Source organism: Sinobacterium norvegicum (genome assembly GCF_923077115.1).
Lineage (GTDB): Bacteria > Pseudomonadota > Gammaproteobacteria > Pseudomonadales > Sinobacteriaceae > Sinobacterium > Sinobacterium norvegicum.
Genome location: NZ_CAKLPX010000001.1, coordinates 1,650,883 through 1,673,804 on the forward strand (window position 1 = coordinate 1,650,883; position 22,922 = coordinate 1,673,804).

A 22,922-nucleotide genomic window follows, 5' to 3' on the forward strand; every position below is an offset into this window, starting at 1 on the left:
TATGATGAATTGGTCGCAGGCATGTAGTGAATTACAACAGCGCGGTGAAGCCTATGTACTGGTTACCGTAATAGGCGTGCGCGGCTCAACACCGCGTAACAGTGGCACCAAAATGGTCGTCACCGCCGAGCAGTTGTTTGGCACTATCGGCGGCGGCCACCTCGAGTATAAGGCGCTGGCCAAGGCACAGGCTTTGATTGCCGGCAATGACAGCGACCAACACATCGAGCACTTCGCCCTCGGCCCCAGCCTGGGACAATGTTGCGGCGGCAGCGCAACGCTGATGTTTGAATGCTTCGCCCGCAGCGGCATCGACATTGCCGTCTTCGGCGCCGGCCACATTGGTAAAGTGTTAGTGCCTATTCTCGCCGGTCTCAATGCCAGAGTGCACTGGATTGACAACCGCGAAAACGAGTTCCCTGCAGCCATACCTGCCGCGGTTAACGCCATTGTCAGCGACCACCCAGTCGACGAGATCGATGACCTGCCCGCCGGCTGTTACTATCTCATTCTAACCCATAACCACCAGTTAGATTTCGACCTCACTGCTGCAGTGATCAAGCGCGGCGACGCCTCTTATCTAGGTGTTATCGGCTCTAACACAAAAGCACTGCGCTTTCAGAAACGGTTACAACAGCGTCATTTCAGTGCCGAACAAATTGCCTCGATGACCTGCCCCATGGGCAATCTCGATGTGCCTGGCAAGCTGCCTATGGAAGTCGCTGTTTCGGTCAGTGCCGAGATCATCAGCCACTATCATCAACAGCTACCGGCCCAATCTACACAGCAGGGTATGAGCTGGCGCAATATCAAAACCTTACTGCAGGTAGAACAGGGGCATTCGATCAGACTGGTCGATTCAGTACCGGCAGAACAGGGAATAAAGGATCAATATATTGCCGAAAATTTCACTCATTCCGTAACGAGTTACGATACTAACTCCGAACCCACTTCAGATAAGCAAGAGTAATATTGTGAATCAGACTAAGACCGCCTTACGCAGCCGACGCGTTATTACCCCCTCCGGCGAAATTGCCGCCACTGTCATTGTCGATAACGGTAAGATCACCGCCATCGAAGCCTACGACTTTGACGTCGACGAGGGTATTGATCTCGGCGACAAGGTACTAATGCCGGGTTTGGTCGACACCCACGTTCACATCAATGAACCGGGACGCACCGATTGGGAAGGTTTTGATACTGCCACCCACGCCGCCTGCGCTGGCGGTATTACCACGCTGGTCGATATGCCACTCAATTGCAGCCCGGTAACCACCACTGCAGCAGCACTTGAGATTAAATTAAACGAGGTCGCCGACGGCAAAAAACTGTGGGTAGACTGTGGTTTCTGGGGCGGTATTACCAAGGATAATCTCGACGATTTAGAAGAGTTGATCGACGCCGGTATTCTCGGCGCCAAATCCTTTACCTGTCACTCAGGTCTCGATGAATTTCCCAACGTCGAAGAAGCCGACCTCAAACACGCCATGCGTATTATGGCCAAGGCTCAACTTCCCTATCTGGTACACGCGGAAATGGACGGCGATCCTGAAGCCCTCATTACCAACGAGTACAATACCTTTTTGGCATCGCGACCAAAATCGCTGGAGAACAATGCGATTGAGATGGTGATCCGTGTTATGCAGCAGATCAAGGCAGAAGGTCTGGAGCCGATTGCCCATATCGTGCATTTATCGAGCGCCGATGCACTGCCACTGATACGTCAGGCTCAGCAACAGGGCATCCGCCTTACGGCAGAGACCTGCCCACACTATTTAACGCTGTTCAGCGAAACCATCCCCGATGGCAAAACCGTGTTTAAATGCTGCCCACCGATTCGCGAGGACAGCAACCGTCAGTTGTTATGGCAGGCCATCAGCGACGGCACCATCAGTAAGGTGGTTTCGGATCACTCACCCTGCACGCCGCAACTCAAGCACATCGATGACGGTGATTTAAGTGCCGCCTGGGGTGGCATTTCCGCCCTGCAATTCGGCTTACCGCTGATTTGGAGCGAGGGTGAGGCTCGAGGCTTCAGCCTGGTGGATATCGCACAATTAATGAGTACACAGCCGGCAATTTTTGCCAGCATGTCACACCTCAAAGGCAGTATTGAAGTGGGCAAGCAAGCCGACTTCTGCGTCTTCGACCCCGATGCCGAATACACCGTCAGCACCGATATGATTAAGCACAAACACAAAATTTCACCCTATGTTGGCAAGACCGTCAAAGGGCGTATTGAACAGACTTGGCTACGCGGCGCCTGTATTTACCAGCACGACGAATACCTTGGCAGCGCCAGTGGTCAGCACCTGTTAAAAGGTCAATTTTAAACCCTATTACTTATATACCGGCAGCAAAACTGCCGCACTAGACGAGATAAAACAATGAGCGCAGTAAAAGAAAAAAATCGTTTCGAACAACAGTACACCGATCTGCTTAACGAGCGCTGTGGCGGCCAGGCAATCGCCTGCTCCGATGAGTTTTTTGCCGAAAAAGAAAACATGGTAAAAACCGCAGAGCCAATTTTCCAGGAAGGCGTGTTCACTGACCGTGGTCAAATCATGGACGGCTGGGAGTCACGTCGTCGCCGTGACGGTGGCTATGACTGGGCTATTTTACAGCTGGGCTTGGTCGGCAAAATCCGCGGCGTCAACGTCAACACCACACACTTCAAGGGTAACGCCCCCGGCAAGATCACATTGGAGGCCTGTAATATTGAAGGTCAGCCTAACGATAATACCGAGTGGACTGAAATCATTAGCATGACTGATGTTAATGCACACTTTGAGAACCTGATCGATGTCGACAGCGAAGAGAGCTGGAGCCATGTTCGCCTCAACATCTTCCCCGATGGCGGCGTCGCTCGCCTGCGTGTCTACGGCGAACCCACTGTTGCCTGGGATAACTTCCTCGACGGTGAGTTGGTCGACCTGGCCCTTGCCGCTCACGGTGGCCGTGCCATTGCCTGCTCTGATATGTTCTTCTCTGATATGAACAACCTGCTACAGACCAACCGTGGCGTGAACATGGGGGACGGCTGGGAAACCAAGCGTCGTCGCGGCCCCGGTAACGACTGGGTTGTTGTTCGCCTCGGCCATGCCGGTGCAATCAAGACCGTCGAAATCGATACCAACCACTTTAAGGGCAACTTCCCAGACAGCATCAAGTTGGAAGCCACCACCGCCCAGTCTATCGATGACAACACCGAGTGGAGCGAAATCATCAGCCAGCGCGCAGCCCAGGCTCACCGCCAACACTTTTACCGCGCCGAGCTTGCCGATACCACAACAGCCTTCACCCACGTTCGTTTGTCGGTTTACCCAGACGGCGGTGTCAGCCGTCTTCGCATCAACGGCGTACCCTCAAAGGAGGCGTAATGGCTATGGATTTAACCACGCTAAATAACAGCTCAAATGAAGATGCAGCACATGCTTTTATGCAGTGCTGCGTCAGCGAGCGCTGGGTCGAACGGATGGTTAACAGCCGCCCCTTTGCCGATATCGAGGCGCTGAACAGCGCCGCCGACAGCAACTGGAAAAACCTCGACGACGCTGATTATCTGCAGGCCTTCGAAGGCCACCCGATGATTGGTGACGTGTCGACACTGCGCGCCAAGTACGCCAATACCAAAGAGCTGGCCAGCGGCGAACAGTCCAGCGTTAACCAGGCAACAGAAGATGTCATCCAAGCGTTAGCCGCTGGTAACAAGGCCTATTTTGAAAAAAATGGTTTTATCTTTATTGTCTGCGCCACCGGTAAATCGGCAGCCGAAATGCTGGCACTGTTAGAGGCGAGATTACCCAACGACAGCGCCACAGAAATCGTTAACGCCGCCGAAGAGCAACGTAAAATCACCCGTATTCGTATCGAGAAAATGCTATGAGCCAGATTACTACTCACGTACTAGATACCGCTACTGGCCTACCCGCCAGCAACCTCGCCATTACCTTGTTCGGTCAGCAGAGCGGTGAATTCATCAAGATAAACGGTGGCGTCACCAATGCGGATGGCCGCCTTCCCGGCCTGCTCGCCGACGATGTTGTACTGGCAGCCGGCACCTACAAAGTGCTGTTTGAAACCCAGGCCTACCACGAAGCCAATCAGCAGGATTGCTTCTACCCCTATGCCGAAGTGGTTTTCACCATTCCCGGTGACGGCCAGCACTATCACATCCCACTGTTGCTCAGCCCCTATGGCTACAGCACTTATCGAGGCAGCTAAGATGTCGATGATTACTCTGACACCGAAACCATTGACCGCCGAAGCCTTCGCCCCCTATGGCGATGTGATGAGTGTTGAGACACCTGAAAAGCTGCTCAATATTAACTATGGCAATACCGAACGTTACCACAACCTTGCCAAGGTCGATGTCAATGAGGCTGACGGCAGCACGCTGATTAATATTTTCCGCTCTCGGCCACTGCCGCTGCCCATCGATATTAAAATCATGGAGCGTCATCCGCTGTCATCTCAGGCCTTTATGCCACTGGGTAACCAACCTTATCTAGTCGTGGTTGGCAAAGCTGGTGAGTTTGATGAAAATGCCTTAGAAGCATTTCTTGCACAACCGGGCCAGGGTGTTAATTATCACCGCGGCACATGGCACCACTATTGTTTAGCCCTGAACAGCGAGAGTGACTTTCTGGTCATTGATCGCGGAGGCGAGGGTAACAACTGCGACGAAGAAGAAGTGCAGCAGACCATTCGCATTGCACCCTAAACAGAAACGTTAGCCATAGATTAACAAAGGTAGACCAATGAAACCGACAAAACTCACCGCAGTACGCGGCAACATATTACATTTTCTTGCCGACCCTTCGGTGCATGGTGAAGAGGCCTACCAATACGTCGAGGATGGCATTCTATTCTGTGAAAATGGCCATATAAAAAAATTGGCCCCGGCCCATGAAATCCTCGGCGAGCTGCCCGAGGACGTCGAAATAGAACACTATCCCGGCCACCTTATTGTACCGGGCTTCATCGACACCCACGTGCACTACCCACAGATCGGTATGATTGCGGCCTATGGCGAACAGTTGCTCGAATGGTTAGAGACCTATACCTTCCCCACAGAGCGACGTTTCAGTGATCAGGTCTATGCTGAGCAGGTTGCCGAGGTATTCCTCAATGAACTTGTTAGCTGCGGCACAACAACAGCGTTAGTCTTTGGTACCGTACACCCACAATCTGTTGATGCATTTTTCAATAAGGCTGAAGCCCGCAACCTACGAATGATTTGCGGCAAGGTTTTGATGGACAGAAACTGCCCTGATTATCTTCGCGACAGCGCCGAAAGTGGCTACCGCGAATCCCGCGACTTAATCAAGCGATGGCACGGCAAGGATCGCTTGCAATACGCTATTACACCCCGCTTTGCCCCGACCTCAACGCCGGAACAACTCGGCCGCGCCGGTGATTTATTGCGTGAAAACCCCGGCGTCTATATGCACACCCACCTGTCGGAAAACAAAAACGAAATTGCCTGGGTACAGGAGCTTTACCCCGACAGCAAAAACTATCTCGACGTTTACGACAAATACAATTTGCTCGGCAGCCGTTCGGTTTTCGCCCACGGCGTTCACCTCTGTGACGACGCCTGTCAGCGCCTGGCTGATACCCAGTCAGCCATCGCTCACTGCCCATCGTCAAACCTATTCCTTGGCTCCGGACTATTCCCACTGCAAAAGCTCAAAGAGCTCGGTGTGAAGATGGGCTTTGGTACCGACGTCGGTGCCGGCACCAGCTTTTCAATGCTGCAAACCATGAGCGATGCCTACAAGATTCAGCAACTGCAGGGATCGACTCTGTCGGCGATGCAAGCCTTCTATCGCGCCACCTTAGGCAGCGCCGAAGCCCTCGACCTACACCATACCATCGGTAACTTTGAATACGGTAAAGAGGCCGATTTTGTAGTGCTGAACCCGCGTTCAAGCACCCTGCTCGATTTCCGAGTCGACCGGGCGCGTAACTTAGAAGAACAACTGTTTGTACTGGCCATGCTCGGCGATGATCGTACCGTCAGCGCCACCTATATCATGGGTGAGGCTCAATACAAAAAACAACGCTGCGGTGACAAACACTGTAACCACAACCACTGATTTTAAAACAATAAGCCCGCTGTCTGCGGGCAACAACGGGCTTCGACAGCCGTACTGTTAACACTTAAGGGTAGAGACCTCTATGGATGCTTACATCATTGATTCTATGAATCTTATCGTGCGCTTCTTGCACGTTATTACCGGCGTTGCCTGGATTGGCGCCTCATTTTATTTCGTCTGGTTGGATAACAATCTAGAGAATCCACCGCAGTGGAAAAAAGACAAGGGTATTGGCGGCGACCTGTGGGCCATCCACGGCGGTGGTTTTTACGAGGTAGCCAAGTACAAATTAGCACCTGAAAAAATGCCCGAGACGCTGCATTGGTTTAAGTGGGAGGCCTATACCACCTGGCTGACCGGTATACTGCTGATGAGCATTATGTTTTATCTCGGTGCCGATACCTATCTGATCGACACCTCTAAGGCCGATATCAGCCAAGGCACTGCCATTGCCATTGGCCTAACCAGTCTATTCGGCAGCTTTGTACTCTATGAATTGCTGTGCCGCACCCCGCTGGCCAACTACGGCCTCACCTTTGGCATTATTTGTCTTGTTTACATCACCGCCATGGCCTATGGCCTCAGCCTGATATTCAGTGATCGTGGCGCCTATATGCACGTCGGCGCACTCATCGGTACCGTCATGGCCGGTAACGTGTTCAACGCCATTATGCCTGCTCAGCGCGCCCTGGTTGCCGCCGTCACCGAAGGATCAGCGCCAGACCCTAAGTTTGGTGCCAAGGCGAAATTCCGCTCGACTCACAACACCTATGCCACACTGCCACTGATTTTCATCATGATTAGCAACCACTATCCGATGACCTACGGTCACCAGTATGGCTGGTTAATCCTCGCCGCTATCTGCACCATTACGGCCTTTGCGCGTCACTATTTTATCCTCAAGCACCGTGGTATTCAGAAGCCGAGTATTATTGTTTTCTCTGCTGCTCTGTTCATCGCCTTGTTAGTGGTGATCGCACCCAAGCCTCCCGCTGCAGTAGACGCCGGCACGCCCAAGGTCAGCTTTGCCAGTGTTAACACCATTATCGAGCAGCGCTGTGTCGCCTGTCACTCCGACGCACCGACACTGATGCCGACGGCACAGGGTGGCGTTAAACTCGACCAACCAGCGCTGATTAAGAAGTGGGCACCACGAATTCAAGCCCGTGCCATCAATACCCACGATATGCCTCTGGGCAACATGACCCAGATGACCGACGAAGAGCGTGCAAGCCTGGCGACCTGGATCAGCCAAGGCGCCAACATCGACTAAGCTACTGCCCCTGAGCGAGTTGCCAGCCTTGGCAGACTCGCCAACCAAACACTGATGCAGGTGTAATATCGCGAACCGCGACCTTCAGCGGGCTTATCCAGCCCGCTTTTTTTATGCCTGCGCTTTATTACTGGGCATTAAAAAGCCCCCGAAGACCACGTCTTCGGGGGCTTTTTAATAGCTTTCAGCGTTAATGGAAGGGGAATATATAATTCAACCAAGAGCTGACTCGCAGTATTACCCGTCGGATAATAGCCACATGTACCGCGTGCTCGGTGTAGATGGCACTTTGTGCGTAGGCACCACCCACCATCAGCTGGCGATAGGGGTCGAAGGCGGGGTCGGTAATCTTAATAATAACCGGTATGCGGCCCGGTTGAGGGGCAGAACTGGGGTCGATTAAATCGCCACTGGCCTGTACCTGCCCCTGACGCATAGCCGGCGATACGGCAAGAATTTCACCGCCAAAAACCTGGCCCGGCAACGCATCAAAAGCGACCTCGGCCTCATTACCTATTTGCAAACGCATCAGATTATTTTGACGATACCAGCCGACTAAATACATCTCTTCTTCCGGCAAAAACACCATCACCGGACGCACTGGCAGGGGAACTGCCATCACACCCGGCCTCACCGCCACCTGTACCACATAACCATCCGTCGGCGCCTCGACCACCGTTTTACCAAGGTCTCGAACAGCGTTCTCAAGCTTCGCCGCTAAGCTATCGGCTTGTGAACGGTATAACTGCGCATCACGTTCACTGCCCAACTTCTTACGGAACAGCTCCTCGGCACGCAGCGCATCTTCCTCTGCCGCGTCATACTGCGCCTGAAAATCATCTACGTCATTCTGAAATGGCTCGGGGTCAATAGAAAAGAGTACGTCGCCTTTATTTAAACGGGTACCCGCCTCGGCATGAACAACCAACACCTTGCCACGCACCTCGGGCACTATCGGCACGGTGACAAAATACTCACGGGTAATCTCCGAATAAGGGTGGTTGTAGTTCATCACAAACACCATCACCCCAACCAGCACAATACCGCCGAGACCGGCCGTCGGCACAGACCATTTGTTGAGTGGTATCTTGAATATTTTGAAGATGGCGATACAGATGGCGGTATAGGTTAATAAAATCAATAACTCCATTACCCTTCACCTCGCGAATCATCGGCCACGGGGTTCTTCACCCCGGTCAACAGTGCAAACTCACCCTGTAATGTCTCGAGCTGTTGCTCCAACTCCGCCACTCGGGTCGGCAGCGCCTGCTGACTGTGGTGGCCAAAGCCCCAGCCCCGGTCCTCACGATAAATCGTTGCCCATATCCACAGGAATGGCCAAATCACATGGAGAGTAAATAAACTGACCCAACCCGCGGCATGGATGGCATCCTGATGGGGGTGATTTCGGTGCTTGGCGATCTCATAGGGAATATCGTGCAGGGCAATAATGCCGTAGAACAATACCAGCACGGTAAAGATAAGCACCCCAAGGGCGAAATAATTGAGCATGACCAGCTCTCCAATCCGTTGATTTATATTCATTTGACAGTCTTGAAAGAATAGCAGAATAGTATTCAATACTCATGTAAAATCAATCTCCCCAACCCGCCGCCAATATCGCATACCATGAACAGCCAATTCCAACAGCAGATTTTGACCACTGTTGCCGCTATCCCCGCAGGCTTCGTCGCCAGTTACGGAGACATTGCTCAGCTGGCCGGTTTATCGAACCAGGCCCGCCTCGTCGGGGCGGTATTAAAAAAGCTGCCGGCCAATTCAGCCATCCCCTGGCACCGAGTGATCAACAGTCGAGGACAGATCAGCCTTCCCCTCGACAGCGATGGCTATCGGCGTCAAAAAGCACTACTCGAAGATGAAGGCCTAATCATTCAAAGCCAAAACGTGCTGTGGCAGGGCAAGCGCTGGCAGCCACAATGACACCCAGCCCTACAAAAAACTCTTGCAGGAAAGATAATAAATGCGGCGATTATTATGTGACCCAAGTCACACAATAGACAGAGTGTCGAAATCACTTACAAGACCGCGCCTCCCTACCAAAATACCGATGTCGCCAGTCGGCGACAGCGATAAAGAGCCATCCGCATTACATTTTATAAAAAACAAAACTTGTCACTAGCGGGTGATAAATTCCTATTTTTACAATTGTAAAAACCCTGCCGACGAAACCTTTTACAACCCGCAATTAAGATTCCTCCAGCACTGACCAACACCCTATTATAACAACACAAAAACAATTTAAACCACTGAATTTTAATCATAAAATAATTTTGGCACTAATATTGTTTATATCCTGCATACAGGCTAATAATTTCTTGTTTCTGCTGCAACCATAGGGAGGCGCAAGAATTACAACCTGAAGGAATGAAATAATAAAAACCAAGGCTTGGGCAGTGCAGATTGATCGCAACGCCCTTCCAAATCGAGTTTTCTCGAAGGATAATAAACATGAAAAAATTATTGATTGCGGCTTCAGTCGCAGCAGCAGTTGCTTCAACAGGTGTTAACGCTGCCCAGGTAGTACTTCACTATGACGTATCGCTGGCCGGCACCATCTCTGGCGGCTCTTCAGGCAGCCAGAGCGGTGGTGGTACTGCTACCATCGTGGTTGACGATGAAACCAACTATGGCGCCTTCGTAATGAATACTGCACTGGCTACCAGCAGTACTTCTTTCGGTTCCACACTAACCGCCAACACAGAAAACGTAGTGTGGGGCCAGTTTGACCCTCTAGCCTTCCTCGACGGCCAAGGTCTTGTTTTTGATGCTGACGGTGCCACCTCACGCGTCACAGCCTGTACCGATACCTCACCACCAGTTTTCGGTAACACCGTATGTTCAAACGCCCCTGTTGGCAGCGAGCTACCGTTTACTATCAAAACTGATGGTGCCGGCAACCAGATTATGGACGCCAGCAATATCGGCTTAGTAACACTGACTTCAACACTGACGATTAACGCGCCTTTCGTTGGCAATGTTATGACTGATGTTGACTACACACTGACTATGAACCCTGCCGGCAGCTTCGCCGCACTGCCAGACGACGTCAACCTGGGTCTCTATAACGATCTGGCCAACCCTGTTCCAGTTCCTGGTGCCGCTTGGTTGTTCGGCTCGGCCCTTGTCGGCTTAGGCGGCATCGCCCGTCGTCGTCGTAAAGCTGCATAATTAATTTTGGCTAATCGCTAAATTTAATGTTAAAAAAACGCGCTGTAATGCGCGTTTTTTATTCTTTTATATCATTATTATTCAACCTAATCCGTTATCCTATCTATAGAAAGCATGCTCAAATATTCAAACATCCTACTGACTCACTTGCGAATGTTTTTTCTTCTGCATACGACAAACACCGCCCGGTGACAGCATCTGATTATTGATCATGATAACGCACTATTCTTTGCGTTAAATTTTACGACACTGTAATTATTTTTTTAAACAGCAACAGTCAGTGACCACGCCATAACATGGCCTGCAGTGTCACCGCTGTAAAGATTTCCGAACTTAGTAGCCTTTTGCGTCTGTTTTATTTTATAAAATAAACGTCAACAGATAACGGCCAATAAAAATAACAAGCCGAAAATAATAATTTATACAAGAATAAAAATAACCGGAGAAACCTATGCCGCGGTCACGTAACCGGCTGTTAGCACCTGCCAATTTATTGCCTAACACCCTAGCCGTTTCAGTAGCGATTGCCTCGTCACTGATTATTAGCCCAAGTTTCGCGCAAGAAAAAGAAGGCTTTGCCCTCGAGGAAGTCGTCGTTACCGCTCGTAAACGTGAGGAATCGATGCAGGAAGTGCCGGTAACTGTCTCGGCCTTCAGCGGCGAATCGCTGAAATCTCTCGGTATCTCCAGCGTCAAGGATTTAGAAGGTGTTGTTCCCGGCCTCAACATGGGGGGCGGCGGTAACGGCACCAAGGGCGAAAGCAACCCATATATTCGCGGTATCGGTCAACGTGAAACCAAGGTCACCGTCGACTCTGCCGTTGGTACCTATATCGACGGTATTTACTCTTCACGCGCACCCGGCGCGCTGCTCGATGCTGCCGATGTTGAATCGATGCAGGTACTGCGTGGCCCACAGGGCACGTTATTTGGCAAGAACACCACCGGTGGCGCCATTGTTATCAACACCAAAAAACCCCATGAAGAACTCGGTGGCCATATTGAGGGCACCATCGGCAACCACGGCCGTCAAAACGTCTCTGGCACCGTCAACCTGCCACTGATCGACGACACATTGCTATCGCGCTTTACTCTCGCTCAAACCAAGAACGATGGTTACATGGAAAACCTCGAAGACGGTAAACTGTGGAACGACGATGATAGAATGATGGGAATCGGTCAATTCCGCTGGGAAGCGACCGATACGCTGCGCGTCGATTTATTAATGGCGGCGACAAAAACTCGACAAAAATCGCGGGGACAACAGTGTAACTTCTACGGTGATGAGCTTGCCGATCAGGGTTATAGCAAATCCTCACTTGAATTATTTTATGACAACAACAGTCAGAAAAGTGCAGAAGAACACTGTAAGGAAAGCGGTCAAGACTTAGACACTGATCAATTTAGAAGCGAACTTAATAACAGCAATGGTATTTTCCGTCAGAGTATTTACGAGGTGGATACCAAAATGGTTGGCCTTACAGTCGATTGGGATCTCTCTGATGTCTCCGATTACGCATTAGCCCTCAAGTCTATTACCGGCTTCCGCCAGGTAGAGCAAAAAGCAGACGAAGACTTGGACGGTAGTGCAGCCGCCCTGATTGGCCGCATTCAACCAATTGGCAATGAGGTTAATCAGTACACACAGGAATTTCAGTTTACCGGCAGCGCAATGGATGGCCGACTCAACGCCACCCTTGGCCTCTTTGGCTCCATCGAAAGAGCCGATGACGATTGGCTGCAAAGTTATGTTGCCTTTGCTGACAGCAGCCAGACCAATCCTCAGCCACAGGATTATATGACACTGCTGGCGCAATCAGATTTGACCGAGCGCGAAACGGACAACACCTCTTGGGCGGTTTTCTCTCAGGTTAGCTTTGACATCACCGAACTGACTGAACTGACGCTGGGTATTCGCTATACCGAAGAAGAACGTGAGACAACCTATCATGAGGCTAATGTTTACCTACCGAGTATTGGCAACGGCACTTACTGCCCACAGGGTGGCTGTTTAAACTATATCGATACCACCACGCAAAACGTGACTCACCTCTTCAGCGAGTCGGGTACTCAGCCCTTTTCACAATGGCAATATGGTTATGATGCCAACCGTAATGGCAACTTAGAAGATCGTGAAGTGGGCACCTATGGCGAGTCTTCAGACAGCCGTAAAGACAGCGCTTGGTCGCCTAGCATCAGCTTAAAAATGCGCGCCACCGATGCCATTCTCGACGCGCTTTATCTCGAAGAAGGCATGACATTTCTCACCGTCAGCCAGGGCTTCAGATCCGGCGGCGTGGTGGTCGGCAACGAGGTCAACCCCGCCACCGGCATGAAAGACATGAGTCAGTTCGAGCCTGAAAACGTGCTCAACTATGAAATCGGTTTCAAGGCCGATGCCTTCGATGGCTTACTCCGTGCCAATATGGCGCTGTACTATACCGACTACACCGATATTCAGGTCACCACCGTAGTACCCGACGCCCTTGGCATCCCCCTGCCAGCGGTTGAGAATGCCGGTAAGGCAGTTATCCAGGGAGCCGAAGGTGAATTCACCTTAATCCCTCATGAAAGTGTGCGCTTAACCGCGAGTTTTGCCTATACCGATGCGGATTATAAAGAATATTTAGTCGATGTTTACGACCCAGCCAGCAGCAGCTTTCAACAGATCGATCGTGCCGATGAGCCTATGCCTCGCGTCGCGGAATGGACGGGGTTTCTTGCCGCTGATTACTTCCTGTATACCGAAAGCTTTGGCACCGTCATCCCCTCGGTTATCGCTCGGTATACCTCAGAAATCTATCACGGCTTCGATCGAGAAAGCTTTGTTGTTGAAGAGCAAATCACCTCTGATGCGACCACCTTCCTCGATGCCCGTTTAACCTGGCAGCTGCCTGATGACGCCACCACAGTCACGCTATGGGGCAAGAACCTGACGGATGTTGACGACTACTTAGTTGGCGGCATACCACTGGTCGGCGTTGCTCGCAGCAGCGGTTCGGTCTACGGAGAACCGCGCACCTATGGCATCGATTTAGCCTATACCTTCGAATAAATAAAACAAAAATAAAACTGTTCTTTTGGAGAATAGCGATGAAAAAAAATAATAGTTTTGTAAAAATTAAAAAATCGAGAAATATGTTCAGTAAAACATTAATTTCGGCCGCCCTCACAACCGCATTACTATCAGGCTGCGGTGGCAGCAGCGGCACTGACGACTATGCACAACCGGCACTTTCGGGTGCTAATAACAGCAGCCAATCATTGATGGGGTCGGCAGTTAAGGGACCTATTATTAACGCCGATGTCACTGTTTATGCTCTAGACCTCAATGCCGAAGATCTTCGAGGGGCAATCGTAGCCACCGGTTCGACTAATGAGCTTGCACAATTCAGCGACATCATTATTGAATCAGGCAATGATAACGAGGCTTTCTTCGATAGCTACTTCATCGTTGAAGTGAGTAACGGCACAGTCATTACTACAGGGGAAGCACCAAAGTTAGCCACACTAACCACCCTTATCAGTGGCCGAACCTATAGCCGAGATGGTGCTGTTTATGCCACCCCGCTAAGTACTTTCGCCGTCACCTATACGGCAAAACTACTGAATAATAGTGATATGCTATTTGGTGAAGCATTGACGGAAGCGTCTGAGACGATTCAATCAGCCTTCGGCTTCGGCATTCTAGACGGTATAGACCTCTATACCACGGCACCGATACTAACCGACAGCGGCAATCACCAGCAGGCATTGGAGTATCGGACGGCTATTGAAGGCTTTGCCGCCATCCTACTGTTGATTACTGAAACCAGTGGCCTCACTACCGACCAATTATTATCGATGCTGGCCAGCGATTTACTCGATGGCGGCATCGATGGCCTTGCCAACGGCGAAGTAATTGACGGGCTACCCTCTGTTGAGCAGTTAAGTACTGCGATTGCGACCAACCCTGCACTGCTAAACATTCCAGGCACCGATCAAGCGATCAGCCAACTCATTGACTTGATCAAGCAAGAAAGCACACTGATTGCGCCTTCGGTAACCGCCGCCGATCTTACCGCACCTCAACCTGTAGCAGCACTAGGCGGCAAAACTGACACCGACGGTGATGGTATTTCCGATAGCCTAGACCAATTCCCACTCAACGCCAATGAGGCCAAAGATAGCGACAGCGATTGCCCTGTTGTCAGCGACAGCGAGCAAAACGAAGTGACTGGCAATGGCTGTGGCGATAACTCTGACTGGGCCAGCGAAATTTCCGATGTACAATCGGCCTGTGACCCCGGCGCCCTCAGTGAAGGTAATACCGGCACCGTGCTCACCCCGGACGAGAAAAAAACACTAGGCTGCTCCGACAGCGATGAGGATGGCATCAAAGACATTGATGATATATTCCCTCTCAATAAAGCAGAGTGGGCGGATTCTGATAATGACTGCCCGGCCTCTGAGACTGATCCCAGCCAACAGTCGTCAACATCAGGCAATAACTGCGGTGATAACAGCGACCCTACTTACTGTTACTCGATTGAAATCGAAGGCCAAATACCTTCTGTCAATATTGAGGGCGGAGCAGGTACTACGCACGGGCTCGGCTTTGCCAGTTTCGATAGCTACCAACAGATTGCCACAATAGAAGCCGTCCAACGTGCCGAGGTATTACTGGTTGCCGGTTTTGAAGGGAGTCGCGCCGCTGACTCAACATTAAATGTTGAGTATTTCATCAACTTTGACAAGCCGAATCGTAACCCAGATTTAACCAGCGCCAGTGATCGCGCCCTTGGTAATAGTAAGCGCTTGAGCAACTGCACTCGAGCCGCATTAGTCCCAGCAGCTGATGGCGGTCCCTTACAGGTCTGCCCTGAGGTTGACGGAAATGGTGCCATCGTTCCCGACACCGGACTGATCAGCTCCGACGCAGCATACAATGCTTGGACACAGGCGGTAACAACTGACCGCGGGGTTTTCAATAACGCGCAAACCATCGAGTTTTCCACCACCTTGGTCGTCGCTACTTTCGATGTCGACGTCGATTATCGAATGACTAAGACCAGCGAATTTTATGGCCCAGGTAGCTGTAATATCGATGTCAGCAATATTCGTGACGATGTTTTGGCAATCCCGCAAAGCTTTACCCTCGATTGAGCCTTAGTCGAGACATAAAAAAACCGCCAGCAGGCGGTTTTTTTATGTGTGGTGCCCCCTAGAGGATTCGAACCTCTGACCTATCCCTTAGGAGGGGATCGCGCTATCCAGCTGTGCCAAGGGGGCATGGGCTGCATTGTAACAACTGATCTGACAAAGCAAAAGAGCCGATACGGTAAAGTATCGGCTCTTTTATTTAAGCACTATTATTCCAACCCTAACTAATTAGTTAGAGGTTATGCCTTCGCGCTTTTGATATCGGCAACATTATCGCCAGCAGACTCTTCTTCCTGCAGCAGCAACTCCGGCTTGCCCTTACAGGCTCGAGCCAACACATCACGACGACGCGCTAACAATAAACCTATTTCTTCCAGTGCTGACTCATCAACACCCTCAATGTTTTGCTCGATCAAGGCGGTGATGTTCTCAGCCAACTCAAGCATTTTATCGTGTTCTTCCGCCGATTTTTTATCGCTAAACATACTGTCGTCCCGGTCACAAAGCCACATAGCCTTAACAGCCATAGTCATCTCCTCATTATTTATACTGTTAATTTATACAGCATTCGTTATTTATTACAACTGTTATTTCTTTTCCCGCCAGTAATGGCGATTGGCGTCATCACATTAACAGCCATATTCTGCGCTATAGATATTCACCTGATTAAATTCCTGCGATTCATCGAGATCCGGGATGGTGCTGCTCTCGATGGTTTGCCGCTTGATATAGGGCGGCACAGACAGGTTTCTCACCCGCGAGTCGGCCAGTAGCACTGCCGGTGCCCGCTCGGCAAAGGCGGACAGCAACGGCAGGTTTTGTTTATCGTAGAGCACGTCGGCCACCAGAATGATGTCAATACCGCCTCGATAGGTAAAAAAGTCTCCGCTGATTTCAAGCTCGACATTATTTAACTCGGCATTGTGGCGCGTTGCCAGTTGCGCCACCGGATCAATATCACAGGCGACGACATGGGAGGCTCCGGCCTTGGCCGCGGCTATCGCCGCCACCCCCGAACCGCAACCAAAATCCAGCACTCGCTTGCCGGCTACCCAGGCCGGATTATCGATGATATATCGCGCCAACACCTGACCACTGGCCCAACAGAAGGCCCAATACGAAGGCTCGTTCATCAACCGCATCATGGTGTCGTAATCGAGTTCATGCTGAGGGTAGTTTGCATCCAACAGATACAGTGCCAATTCGGGGCACTGTGGTAGCAACTGACAGTCAACTATCGCCTTGGGCAGGGTGATCTGCATTTGCTCAGTCAACGCCGATGAGCAATGACCTAATTGTTCAATGGGAAATAATGACGACATATTTTCAACTCTTGATGAGGCCGGCAATATAACAACTCAAGGGGGTTTTATCAGCTAAAATGCCAATTTGGTAATAAGTGCTATAATTATAAAATCACGGAAGCGCAACAAGTTAATAATAACTAGAAGTTTTTAAGTAAATTTGCACTCACTGTTCGCTTTGAACAGGCCAAGGAGAATAAGAATGCCAACACCCACCGCAACTGAACGTCAAATGGCTGTGCGCGAAGCAATCCGTATGCGCGAGAGCGAAGAAGATCCCTACTATTTAGCCAAGACCATGCTCAACCAGGATCTGTCACTGAAAAAGCTGATGATTGTACTCGACAAGGCCGAGACCCTGCTCGAAGCCAGTGACAGCGAGGATGAGATCAATACCGAGTTAGCCGCTGCCATTGCCACGGTTTACCGCGTGATTAACAATACCGGCAAAACCACCAGCGGCGCAGCCAAGGCATAATTAACGCGTCATAATGTCGGTTTCAACCGTGGCCAATCGTTGCGCTAACTCGGCCAGCGGTTGCCTTTGTTGCTGATATAACTGCCGCCAACGCTCACTCACCCGTTGTTGCAATTGTTGCTGCTGTAACGGGCTTATCTCTTTCAACAGCGCAATCTCCTCTCTCTCCTCATGATGCTCGAGTAAGTTTTTGTAACTGCGCTGACTGTCTAGCAAAGCAATAACCTGTGTCGCCGTTGGTCGCTGGGCAAGTGACTGCAGGCGCTGCTCTTCACGTGTCAGGAAACGGGTTATTTTCTTATGCTCAGCTAGATACAGCGATGCCGGCCAACGCCAGGCTTGCTGCTGTTCAGTGGCAATCGACAACAGCCACTGATCCTCAACCTCAATATGCGCACTCAACATCTGCCGGTGCAACTGCATAAAGCCCAGCGCCAATTCGGTTTCTCTTGCCACCAGCGCCTGCTGTTGCAGCAACAGCAACCGATCGATATAACGATGATATTGCGCCACTATATTGGCAACCTCGCTCTCTTCGAGGTCGATCGATAAATCAATACTCACGCTTACTCTCTCTATTTTTAGCCGATAATAGCAGACCAACAGACTGTTGATGTATGGCCAGCATTAACAGCCAGCCTTCTGTCAGGCATAATAGCCGCTGTTTACGTCAGGCCTATTGATATGCAACAACCTTACATTGTCCCGCCCTGCCACGAGCAGGTTGAGATCTTATTTGAAGATGATTTTTTACTGTTGATCAATAAGCCCTCAGGCCTGCTGTCGGTGCCTGGCCGTCTGCCACAAAACAAGGACTGCATGATAACCCGTATTCAACAGGACTACCCTACCGCAACCGTCGCTCACCGACTCGATTTGGACACCTCCGGCCTGATGATGGTGCCGCTATGTCGCGATGTTCACGCCGACCTGACCCGACAGTTCCAGCGCAAAGAAATCAACAAAACGTATACCGCTGTGTTGTGGGGCGACCTCACCGAGGATGGTTCAATCGATCTGCCTATCGCCTGTGACTGGGAGCGTCGGCCGCGACAAAAAATCTGCTATGACAATGGCAAGCAATCACTGACCCATTACGAAATTTTACAGCGTCACGGTGATCGCACCCGTGTACTACTCAAACCGGTTACCGGCCGCTCACACCAGCTGCGTATTCACAGCCGCGAAATCGGCCACCCTATTCTCGGCTGTGATCTCTATGCCCATGAAGAGGCGCTGAACGCTGCCCCTCGACTCATGTTGCACGCCACCACGCTGGAGTTCACCCACCCGCTCAGTGGCGAACGTTTTAACTGGCACTGCCCTCCGTCATTTTAAACAAATCACGCAATCGATAGTAAGTACCCACTCTTTTTAAGCGTTGGATTATGACTATAAGTAACTACACCAATCACTCCAACTACCAGGGTAAAGTCGGCAGTCATCAACACCGGCCAACTCCAGCGCCAGCAGTGTCACACAGGCGGTGACACCGGAGCCACAGTAGACCACCAACGGCGGCGATATATCATCGAAGCGAGTCTCCGTCGGCTGCACCCAACCCTCCTCATCGGTTAAGTCCTGCCAGGGGTAGTTCAATGCCGCTGGAATATGGCCGGCGATGGGGTCGATTGGCTCTTGCTCCCCCCTAAAACGCGCCGGCTCTCTGGCGTCCAGAAGGGTATGGCCTGTCGGTTGCTTAGCCACCAACAACTCGTTTCTCTCAGCCACCATAAAAGGGTTGGGTTTGGCTTCGAAGATACCATCATCGGGACGGTCAACCGGAGTAAAACCCAGCCGGCCGCCAGCATCCTTCCACGCCTGATAACCGCCATCCAATACCCGAACATCCTGATGGCCAAAATACTTAAATAACCACCACGCTCGGCTGGCAAAGGCAAAACGGGAGTTATCATAAACCACCACCTCGGTCTCACCCTTGCGAACACCCAATTGACGACAAAGGTCGCTGAACTGCTCTGGCGTCGGTAAAGGGTGGCGACCTCCGTGCTCAGCTACCTCAGAGGAAAGCTCCTTATTGAGATCGACATACAGCGCCCCCGATATGTGATCCTGCTGATACTGATAAAAACCCTGTTCGGGATCGACCAGTGAAAAACGGCAGTCCAAGATGACAAAGTGTGCCGTCTCTCTGCGTCGCTGTAACTCTTCGACATCGATAATTGCCGACATATGATTTCCTTCTTCAAACTCGCGTTTAACCAAAAACTGCTAGTATTTATTCTGTAGCCTACACATTAGCAGGCTATTACGAAGGAGGCAGGCATCATGGTCAGTATCAAGCGCCAAGACAGCAATACCACGGTTGTACTCTCGCCCAACCGCTCGATGAGCTGGGCAACCACCCGCCTGGTTATGATAGCCATCTGCGCCTTTACCATGACGATAGCCATACTCTTTGCCTTTGCCGGCGTCTGGATGGTGCTGCCCTTTGCCGGCTTAGAAATGCTCTGCCTCTGTTCTGCGATGTACTTTGTCTCCTGGCAGCAGTCCAGCAAGCAAGTGATATTAGCCGACTGCAAACACGGTCGACTGGTGGTTGAAAAAGGCATCTATCACATCGATCAAAAATGGCAGTTTAAACTGCAGGACACCGCGATAGCTGTCACAGACCGCGAACAAGATTGGTCGCCCTTTGAAATCTGTCTATTCGATCACGAACAGCGTCATTGTATTGGTGAATTCCTCAATCGCGATGACTGCGACGAACTGTTAAGCCAACTAAAAACAATCGGCCTACCGCTTCGCTGCCGAGGTGAAATCGGCATGGTAGAGTTTTAGCCGACCAGCCACTGGCGAGCATTTTTGTTTAGCAGTACACTGCCGGTATTTACCTCTGCGAGTACTGCCACTCTTGAATATTATTCTCCTAAGCCCTGACGACTATATCAACGACAATACCGTGCAGCTGGTCGACGACCGCCTGACGCATATTAACAAGGTCATCAGAGCGCAGCCTGGCGACCGCCTTCGCGTCGGCCTGATCAATGGCAAAATAGGCTACGGTATTATCAATAACGTGGATAAGACGCTGTGCTCACTGACTGTCAAGCTTGACCAAGAACCGCCTCCCGCCACCCCCATTACTTTAGTACTGGCCCTGTCACGCCCCAAGATGATGCGCCGCATCTATCGCATGGCCGCCGAGTATGGGCTCAAAGATATCTATATTATCAATAGCTATAAAACCGAGAAAAGCTTCTGGCAAAGCCCAGTGGTAGAGCAGCAGTCGGTGCATAAATACTTATTGCAAGGGCTGGAGCAAAGCGTGGATACGGTACTGCCAAGCGTCACTTTCAAAAAGTACTTTAAGCCCTTTATTGAAGATGAGCTGGCCACCCTCGCCGCGGGTAAAAAAGCCCTGGTTGCTCACCCCGGCAACCATCCGCCCTGTCCAATCGCGGTCAAGCAGCCGATGATTTTAGCCATTGGCCCCGAGGGCGGTTTTATTCCCTATGAGGTTGAAAAACTAAACCAGGCCGGCTTTGACACCGTCAGCCTAGGCCCGCGCATTCTAAGGGTCGAAAACGCCGTCAGTACATTAGTTGCCCGCCTGTTTGACGGTGCCGCTTAAGTCTAAACGCGGTCACCAACCACAAAAAAGCGGCCAGTAAGGCCGCTTTTTTACTTAATCAAGCCTCGCCTTAGGCCGCTTGATGAGGTCGAAGTAGCACCTGTTCAGGGGCGACATACGCATAGCCCAATGCGCCGGCAACCGGCTCATTAGTCACCACACCACGGTACACATTCAACCCCTGTAGAAGATGTTTATCATCTAACATTGCCTGCTCTGCCCCCTTGTCGGCGAGCGCCAGAGCAAACGGTAGCGTGGCATTGGTCAGCGCCATCGTCGCTGTGCGCGCAACACCGCCGGGCATATTAGCAACACAATAATGCACCACATCATCCACCACATAGGTGGGCTGTTGATGCGTGGTCGCATGTGAGGTTTCGAAACAACCGCCCTGATCGATGGCGACATCAACCACCACCGAACCCGGCTTCATGCGACTGATTAAATCCTTCGATACCAGACGCGGCGCCGCGGCACCGGGAACCAATACCGCACCAATAACTAAGTCAGCAGCCAGGGCATACTGCTCCACCGCATCGCGGGTCGAATAGATGCATTTGATACGGCCGCCAAATTGATTATCCAGCTCACGCAAGCGTGGCAGCGAACGATCGAGAATCGTCACCTCGGCCCCCATACCAACCGCCATAGTAGCCGCATTAACACCCACAACACCACCGCCGATGACCAGCACCTTGGCTGGTTCAACACCGGGCACGCCGCCGAGTAACATACCATTGCCGCCCTGGGCTTTTTCCAGCTGATGAGCACCGGCCTGGATCGACATGCGGCCGGCAACCTCACTCATTGGTGCCAGCAAAGGCAGACCACCACGGCCATCGGTAACCGTTTCATAGGCGACACAGGTGGCGCCGCTGTCGACTAACAATTGGGTCTGTTGTGGATCCGGCGCGAGGTGTAAATAGGTAAACAGTAGTTGCTCTGGACGCAGCTGTTTGCACTCTTCTGGCTGGGGTTCTTTGACCTTGATAATCATCTCGGCGCGCTTGAAAATCTCTGCCGCGCTGTCGATGATTTCGGCACCGGCATCCACATATTGTTGATTATCAAAACCGACGGCGGCGCCGCCATCATGTTCTACTATGACTTGATGGCCGTGGGCGACCAGCTCATTAACACCGGCTGGGGTGAGACCAATACGGTATTCATGGTTTTTTATTTCTTTGGGGACGCCGATAAGCATAATAAACTCCAGTTGATAATCTAAACAGTTGATAGAGCCAGTATATGCTGCAATTATTAGTTTTATTTTCTTACTTCCCTTAAATATCAGTCGATAAAACTTAATTTTACGCGAAAAAAAGGTTATTCCACCGATGCTTAACACACCGATAACACTCAGCCGAATCGATCGCCGCATCCTGCGGGAGCTGCAACAGGATGGCCGGGTCAGCTATGCTGAGCTGGCACGCCGCGTTGGGTTGACCACCACCCCCTGTATAGAGCGGGTAAAAAAATTAGAGAAAACTGGCATTATTCGCCGCTACCAGGCCATTCTCGATCCCGAGCCCTTGGGGGCCGGCCTGGTTGTCTTTGTCCAGGTCAGATTATCTCGCACCAGCCAAGCCAATTTCGAAGACTTCCGCAGCGCCGTGATCAAGCTCAAAGAGGTGCAGGAATGCTATCTGGTATCGGGCAACTTCGATTACCTGATCAAGGCAAGAGTGGCCGATATGCATGCCTATCGCGAGCTGCTGGGCGAGACACTACTCACTCTGCCCTCGGTCAATGAGTCGACCAGTTACGTGGTCATGGAGGAGTTAAAAGAGACGCTAACCCTTAATATTGCCGACTAAGCTGGCGACATAAAAAAGCCCCA

The 22,922-nt window shown here is 51.2% G+C and carries 24 protein-coding genes and 1 tRNA gene; 17 read left to right on the forward strand and 8 right to left on the reverse strand.

Annotated features, from left to right (window positions below; translation table 11 throughout):
- Position 1 precedes the first annotated feature (1 nt).
- The 8 genes from xdhC to L9P87_RS07380 all read left to right on the forward strand — a co-directional run bounded on the left by xdhC (position 2) and on the right by L9P87_RS07380 (position 7,374).
- A complete protein-coding gene (gene xdhC / locus L9P87_RS07345; protein WP_237444026.1) occupies positions 2-970 on the forward strand; it encodes a xanthine dehydrogenase accessory protein XdhC in 969 nt (322 codons plus the stop codon).
- Between the two features lie 4 nt (positions 971-974).
- Positions 975-2,333: an allantoinase AllB gene (gene allB / locus L9P87_RS07350; RefSeq protein WP_237444027.1), complete on the forward strand. Its 1,359-nt coding sequence runs from the start codon at positions 975-977 to the stop codon at positions 2,331-2,333.
- A gap of 54 nt (positions 2,334-2,387) precedes the next feature.
- Positions 2,388-3,380 carry an allantoicase gene (gene alc / locus L9P87_RS07355; protein WP_237444028.1) on the forward strand — a complete coding sequence of 331 codons (993 nt, stop codon included), beginning with the start codon at positions 2,388-2,390 and terminating at the stop codon, positions 3,378-3,380.
- A complete protein-coding gene (uraD, locus tag L9P87_RS07360; RefSeq protein WP_237444029.1) occupies positions 3,380-3,886 on the forward strand; it encodes a 2-oxo-4-hydroxy-4-carboxy-5-ureidoimidazoline decarboxylase in 507 nt (168 codons plus the stop codon). Before alc ends, uraD begins: the two co-directional genes overlap by 1 nt.
- Positions 3,883-4,224, forward strand: coding sequence for a hydroxyisourate hydrolase (uraH, locus tag L9P87_RS07365; protein ID WP_237444030.1), 342 nt, complete (start codon positions 3,883-3,885; stop codon positions 4,222-4,224). Before uraD ends, uraH begins: the two co-directional genes overlap by 4 nt.
- Entirely contained in the window at positions 4,196-4,723 is a 528-nt protein-coding gene (locus tag L9P87_RS07370; RefSeq protein WP_237444031.1) for an ureidoglycolate lyase, read from the forward strand. The genes uraH and L9P87_RS07370 overlap by 29 nt, the downstream gene beginning before the upstream one ends.
- Before the next feature lie 37 nt (positions 4,724-4,760).
- Positions 4,761-6,101, forward strand: a complete 1,341-nt coding sequence (guaD, locus tag L9P87_RS07375) for a guanine deaminase (RefSeq protein WP_237444032.1) — start codon at positions 4,761-4,763, stop codon at positions 6,099-6,101.
- Positions 6,102-6,183: 82 nt separating this feature from the next.
- Positions 6,184-7,374, forward strand: a complete 1,191-nt coding sequence (locus L9P87_RS07380; RefSeq protein ID WP_237444033.1) for a urate hydroxylase PuuD — start codon at positions 6,184-6,186, stop codon at positions 7,372-7,374.
- Positions 7,375-7,564: 190 nt separating this feature from the next.
- On the opposite strand, the gene L9P87_RS07385 is transcribed toward L9P87_RS07380, so the two are convergent.
- Both L9P87_RS07385 and L9P87_RS07390 read right to left on the reverse strand, forming a co-directional pair.
- The gene (locus tag L9P87_RS07385; protein WP_237444034.1) at positions 7,565-8,524 is read right to left on the reverse strand and encodes an HlyD family secretion protein; all 960 of its coding nucleotides are present in this window, start codon (positions 8,522-8,524) and stop codon (positions 7,565-7,567) included.
- Positions 8,524-8,919: a DUF3302 domain-containing protein gene (locus L9P87_RS07390; RefSeq protein WP_237444035.1), complete on the reverse strand. Its 396-nt coding sequence runs from the start codon at positions 8,917-8,919 to the stop codon at positions 8,524-8,526. Before L9P87_RS07390 ends, L9P87_RS07385 begins: the two co-directional genes overlap by 1 nt.
- 84 nt (positions 8,920-9,003) lie before the next feature.
- Between L9P87_RS07390 and L9P87_RS07395 the strand changes: the two genes are divergently transcribed.
- The 4 genes from L9P87_RS07395 (at position 9,004) to L9P87_RS07410 (ending at position 15,708) form a co-directional block, all read left to right on the forward strand.
- Positions 9,004-9,315: an MGMT family protein gene (locus tag L9P87_RS07395; RefSeq protein WP_237444036.1), complete on the forward strand. Its 312-nt coding sequence runs from the start codon at positions 9,004-9,006 to the stop codon at positions 9,313-9,315.
- A gap of 528 nt (positions 9,316-9,843) precedes the next feature.
- Positions 9,844-10,563 (forward strand): VPLPA-CTERM sorting domain-containing protein, encoded by a 720-nt coding sequence (locus tag L9P87_RS07400; RefSeq protein WP_237444037.1) that lies wholly within the window; start codon positions 9,844-9,846, stop codon positions 10,561-10,563.
- A gap of 451 nt (positions 10,564-11,014) precedes the next feature.
- Positions 11,015-13,618, forward strand: a complete 2,604-nt coding sequence (locus tag L9P87_RS07405; RefSeq protein WP_237444038.1) for a TonB-dependent receptor — start codon at positions 11,015-11,017, stop codon at positions 13,616-13,618.
- A gap of 38 nt (positions 13,619-13,656) precedes the next feature.
- The gene (locus L9P87_RS07410; protein ID WP_237444039.1) at positions 13,657-15,708 is read left to right on the forward strand and encodes a hypothetical protein; all 2,052 of its coding nucleotides are present in this window, start codon (positions 13,657-13,659) and stop codon (positions 15,706-15,708) included.
- Between the two features lie 49 nt (positions 15,709-15,757).
- Here the strand turns inward: L9P87_RS07410 and L9P87_RS07415 are convergent.
- From L9P87_RS07415 to L9P87_RS07425, 3 genes are all read right to left on the reverse strand, one after another.
- Positions 15,758-15,834: transfer RNA gene (locus L9P87_RS07415), tRNA-Arg, on the reverse strand.
- A 110-nt stretch (positions 15,835-15,944) separates the two neighbouring features.
- The gene (locus L9P87_RS07420; protein ID WP_237444040.1) at positions 15,945-16,232 is read right to left on the reverse strand and encodes a YebG family protein; all 288 of its coding nucleotides are present in this window, start codon (positions 16,230-16,232) and stop codon (positions 15,945-15,947) included.
- 102 nt (positions 16,233-16,334) lie between these two features.
- On the reverse strand, positions 16,335-17,027 hold the full coding sequence (locus tag L9P87_RS07425) for a class I SAM-dependent methyltransferase (RefSeq protein WP_237444041.1): 693 nt from the start codon (positions 17,025-17,027) through the stop codon (positions 16,335-16,337).
- A gap of 184 nt (positions 17,028-17,211) precedes the next feature.
- On the opposite strand from L9P87_RS07425, the gene L9P87_RS07430 reads away from it, so the two are divergent.
- Positions 17,212-17,487 (forward strand): hypothetical protein, encoded by a 276-nt coding sequence (locus tag L9P87_RS07430; RefSeq protein WP_237444042.1) that lies wholly within the window; start codon positions 17,212-17,214, stop codon positions 17,485-17,487.
- Here L9P87_RS07430 and L9P87_RS07435 read toward each other — a convergent pair whose 3' ends face one another.
- The gene (locus tag L9P87_RS07435) at positions 17,488-18,051 is read right to left on the reverse strand and encodes a hypothetical protein (RefSeq protein WP_237444043.1); all 564 of its coding nucleotides are present in this window, start codon (positions 18,049-18,051) and stop codon (positions 17,488-17,490) included.
- A gap of 120 nt (positions 18,052-18,171) precedes the next feature.
- On the opposite strand from L9P87_RS07435, the gene L9P87_RS07440 reads away from it, so the two are divergent.
- Positions 18,172-18,825 carry a pseudouridine synthase gene (locus tag L9P87_RS07440; RefSeq protein WP_237444044.1) on the forward strand — a complete coding sequence of 218 codons (654 nt, stop codon included), beginning with the start codon at positions 18,172-18,174 and terminating at the stop codon, positions 18,823-18,825.
- 54 nt (positions 18,826-18,879) lie between these two features.
- Here L9P87_RS07440 and L9P87_RS07445 read toward each other — a convergent pair whose 3' ends face one another.
- Positions 18,880-19,680, reverse strand: a complete 801-nt coding sequence (locus tag L9P87_RS07445; protein WP_237444045.1) for a sulfurtransferase — start codon at positions 19,678-19,680, stop codon at positions 18,880-18,882.
- A gap of 96 nt (positions 19,681-19,776) precedes the next feature.
- On the opposite strand from L9P87_RS07445, the gene L9P87_RS07450 reads away from it, so the two are divergent.
- Both L9P87_RS07450 and L9P87_RS07455 read left to right on the forward strand, forming a co-directional pair.
- Positions 19,777-20,289 carry a DUF2244 domain-containing protein gene (locus tag L9P87_RS07450; RefSeq protein WP_237444046.1) on the forward strand — a complete coding sequence of 171 codons (513 nt, stop codon included), beginning with the start codon at positions 19,777-19,779 and terminating at the stop codon, positions 20,287-20,289.
- A gap of 73 nt (positions 20,290-20,362) precedes the next feature.
- Positions 20,363-21,082 carry a 16S rRNA (uracil(1498)-N(3))-methyltransferase gene (locus L9P87_RS07455; protein ID WP_237444047.1) on the forward strand — a complete coding sequence of 240 codons (720 nt, stop codon included), beginning with the start codon at positions 20,363-20,365 and terminating at the stop codon, positions 21,080-21,082.
- A gap of 70 nt (positions 21,083-21,152) precedes the next feature.
- On the opposite strand, the gene ald is transcribed toward L9P87_RS07455, so the two are convergent.
- Positions 21,153-22,286, reverse strand: a complete 1,134-nt coding sequence (gene ald, locus L9P87_RS07460) for an alanine dehydrogenase (RefSeq protein WP_237444048.1) — start codon at positions 22,284-22,286, stop codon at positions 21,153-21,155.
- A 133-nt stretch (positions 22,287-22,419) separates the two neighbouring features.
- Here ald and L9P87_RS07465 point away from each other — a divergent pair, with 133 nt between their 5' ends.
- A complete protein-coding gene (locus L9P87_RS07465; RefSeq protein WP_237444049.1) occupies positions 22,420-22,899 on the forward strand; it encodes an Lrp/AsnC ligand binding domain-containing protein in 480 nt (159 codons plus the stop codon).
- Positions 22,900-22,922: the final 23 nt, after the last annotated feature.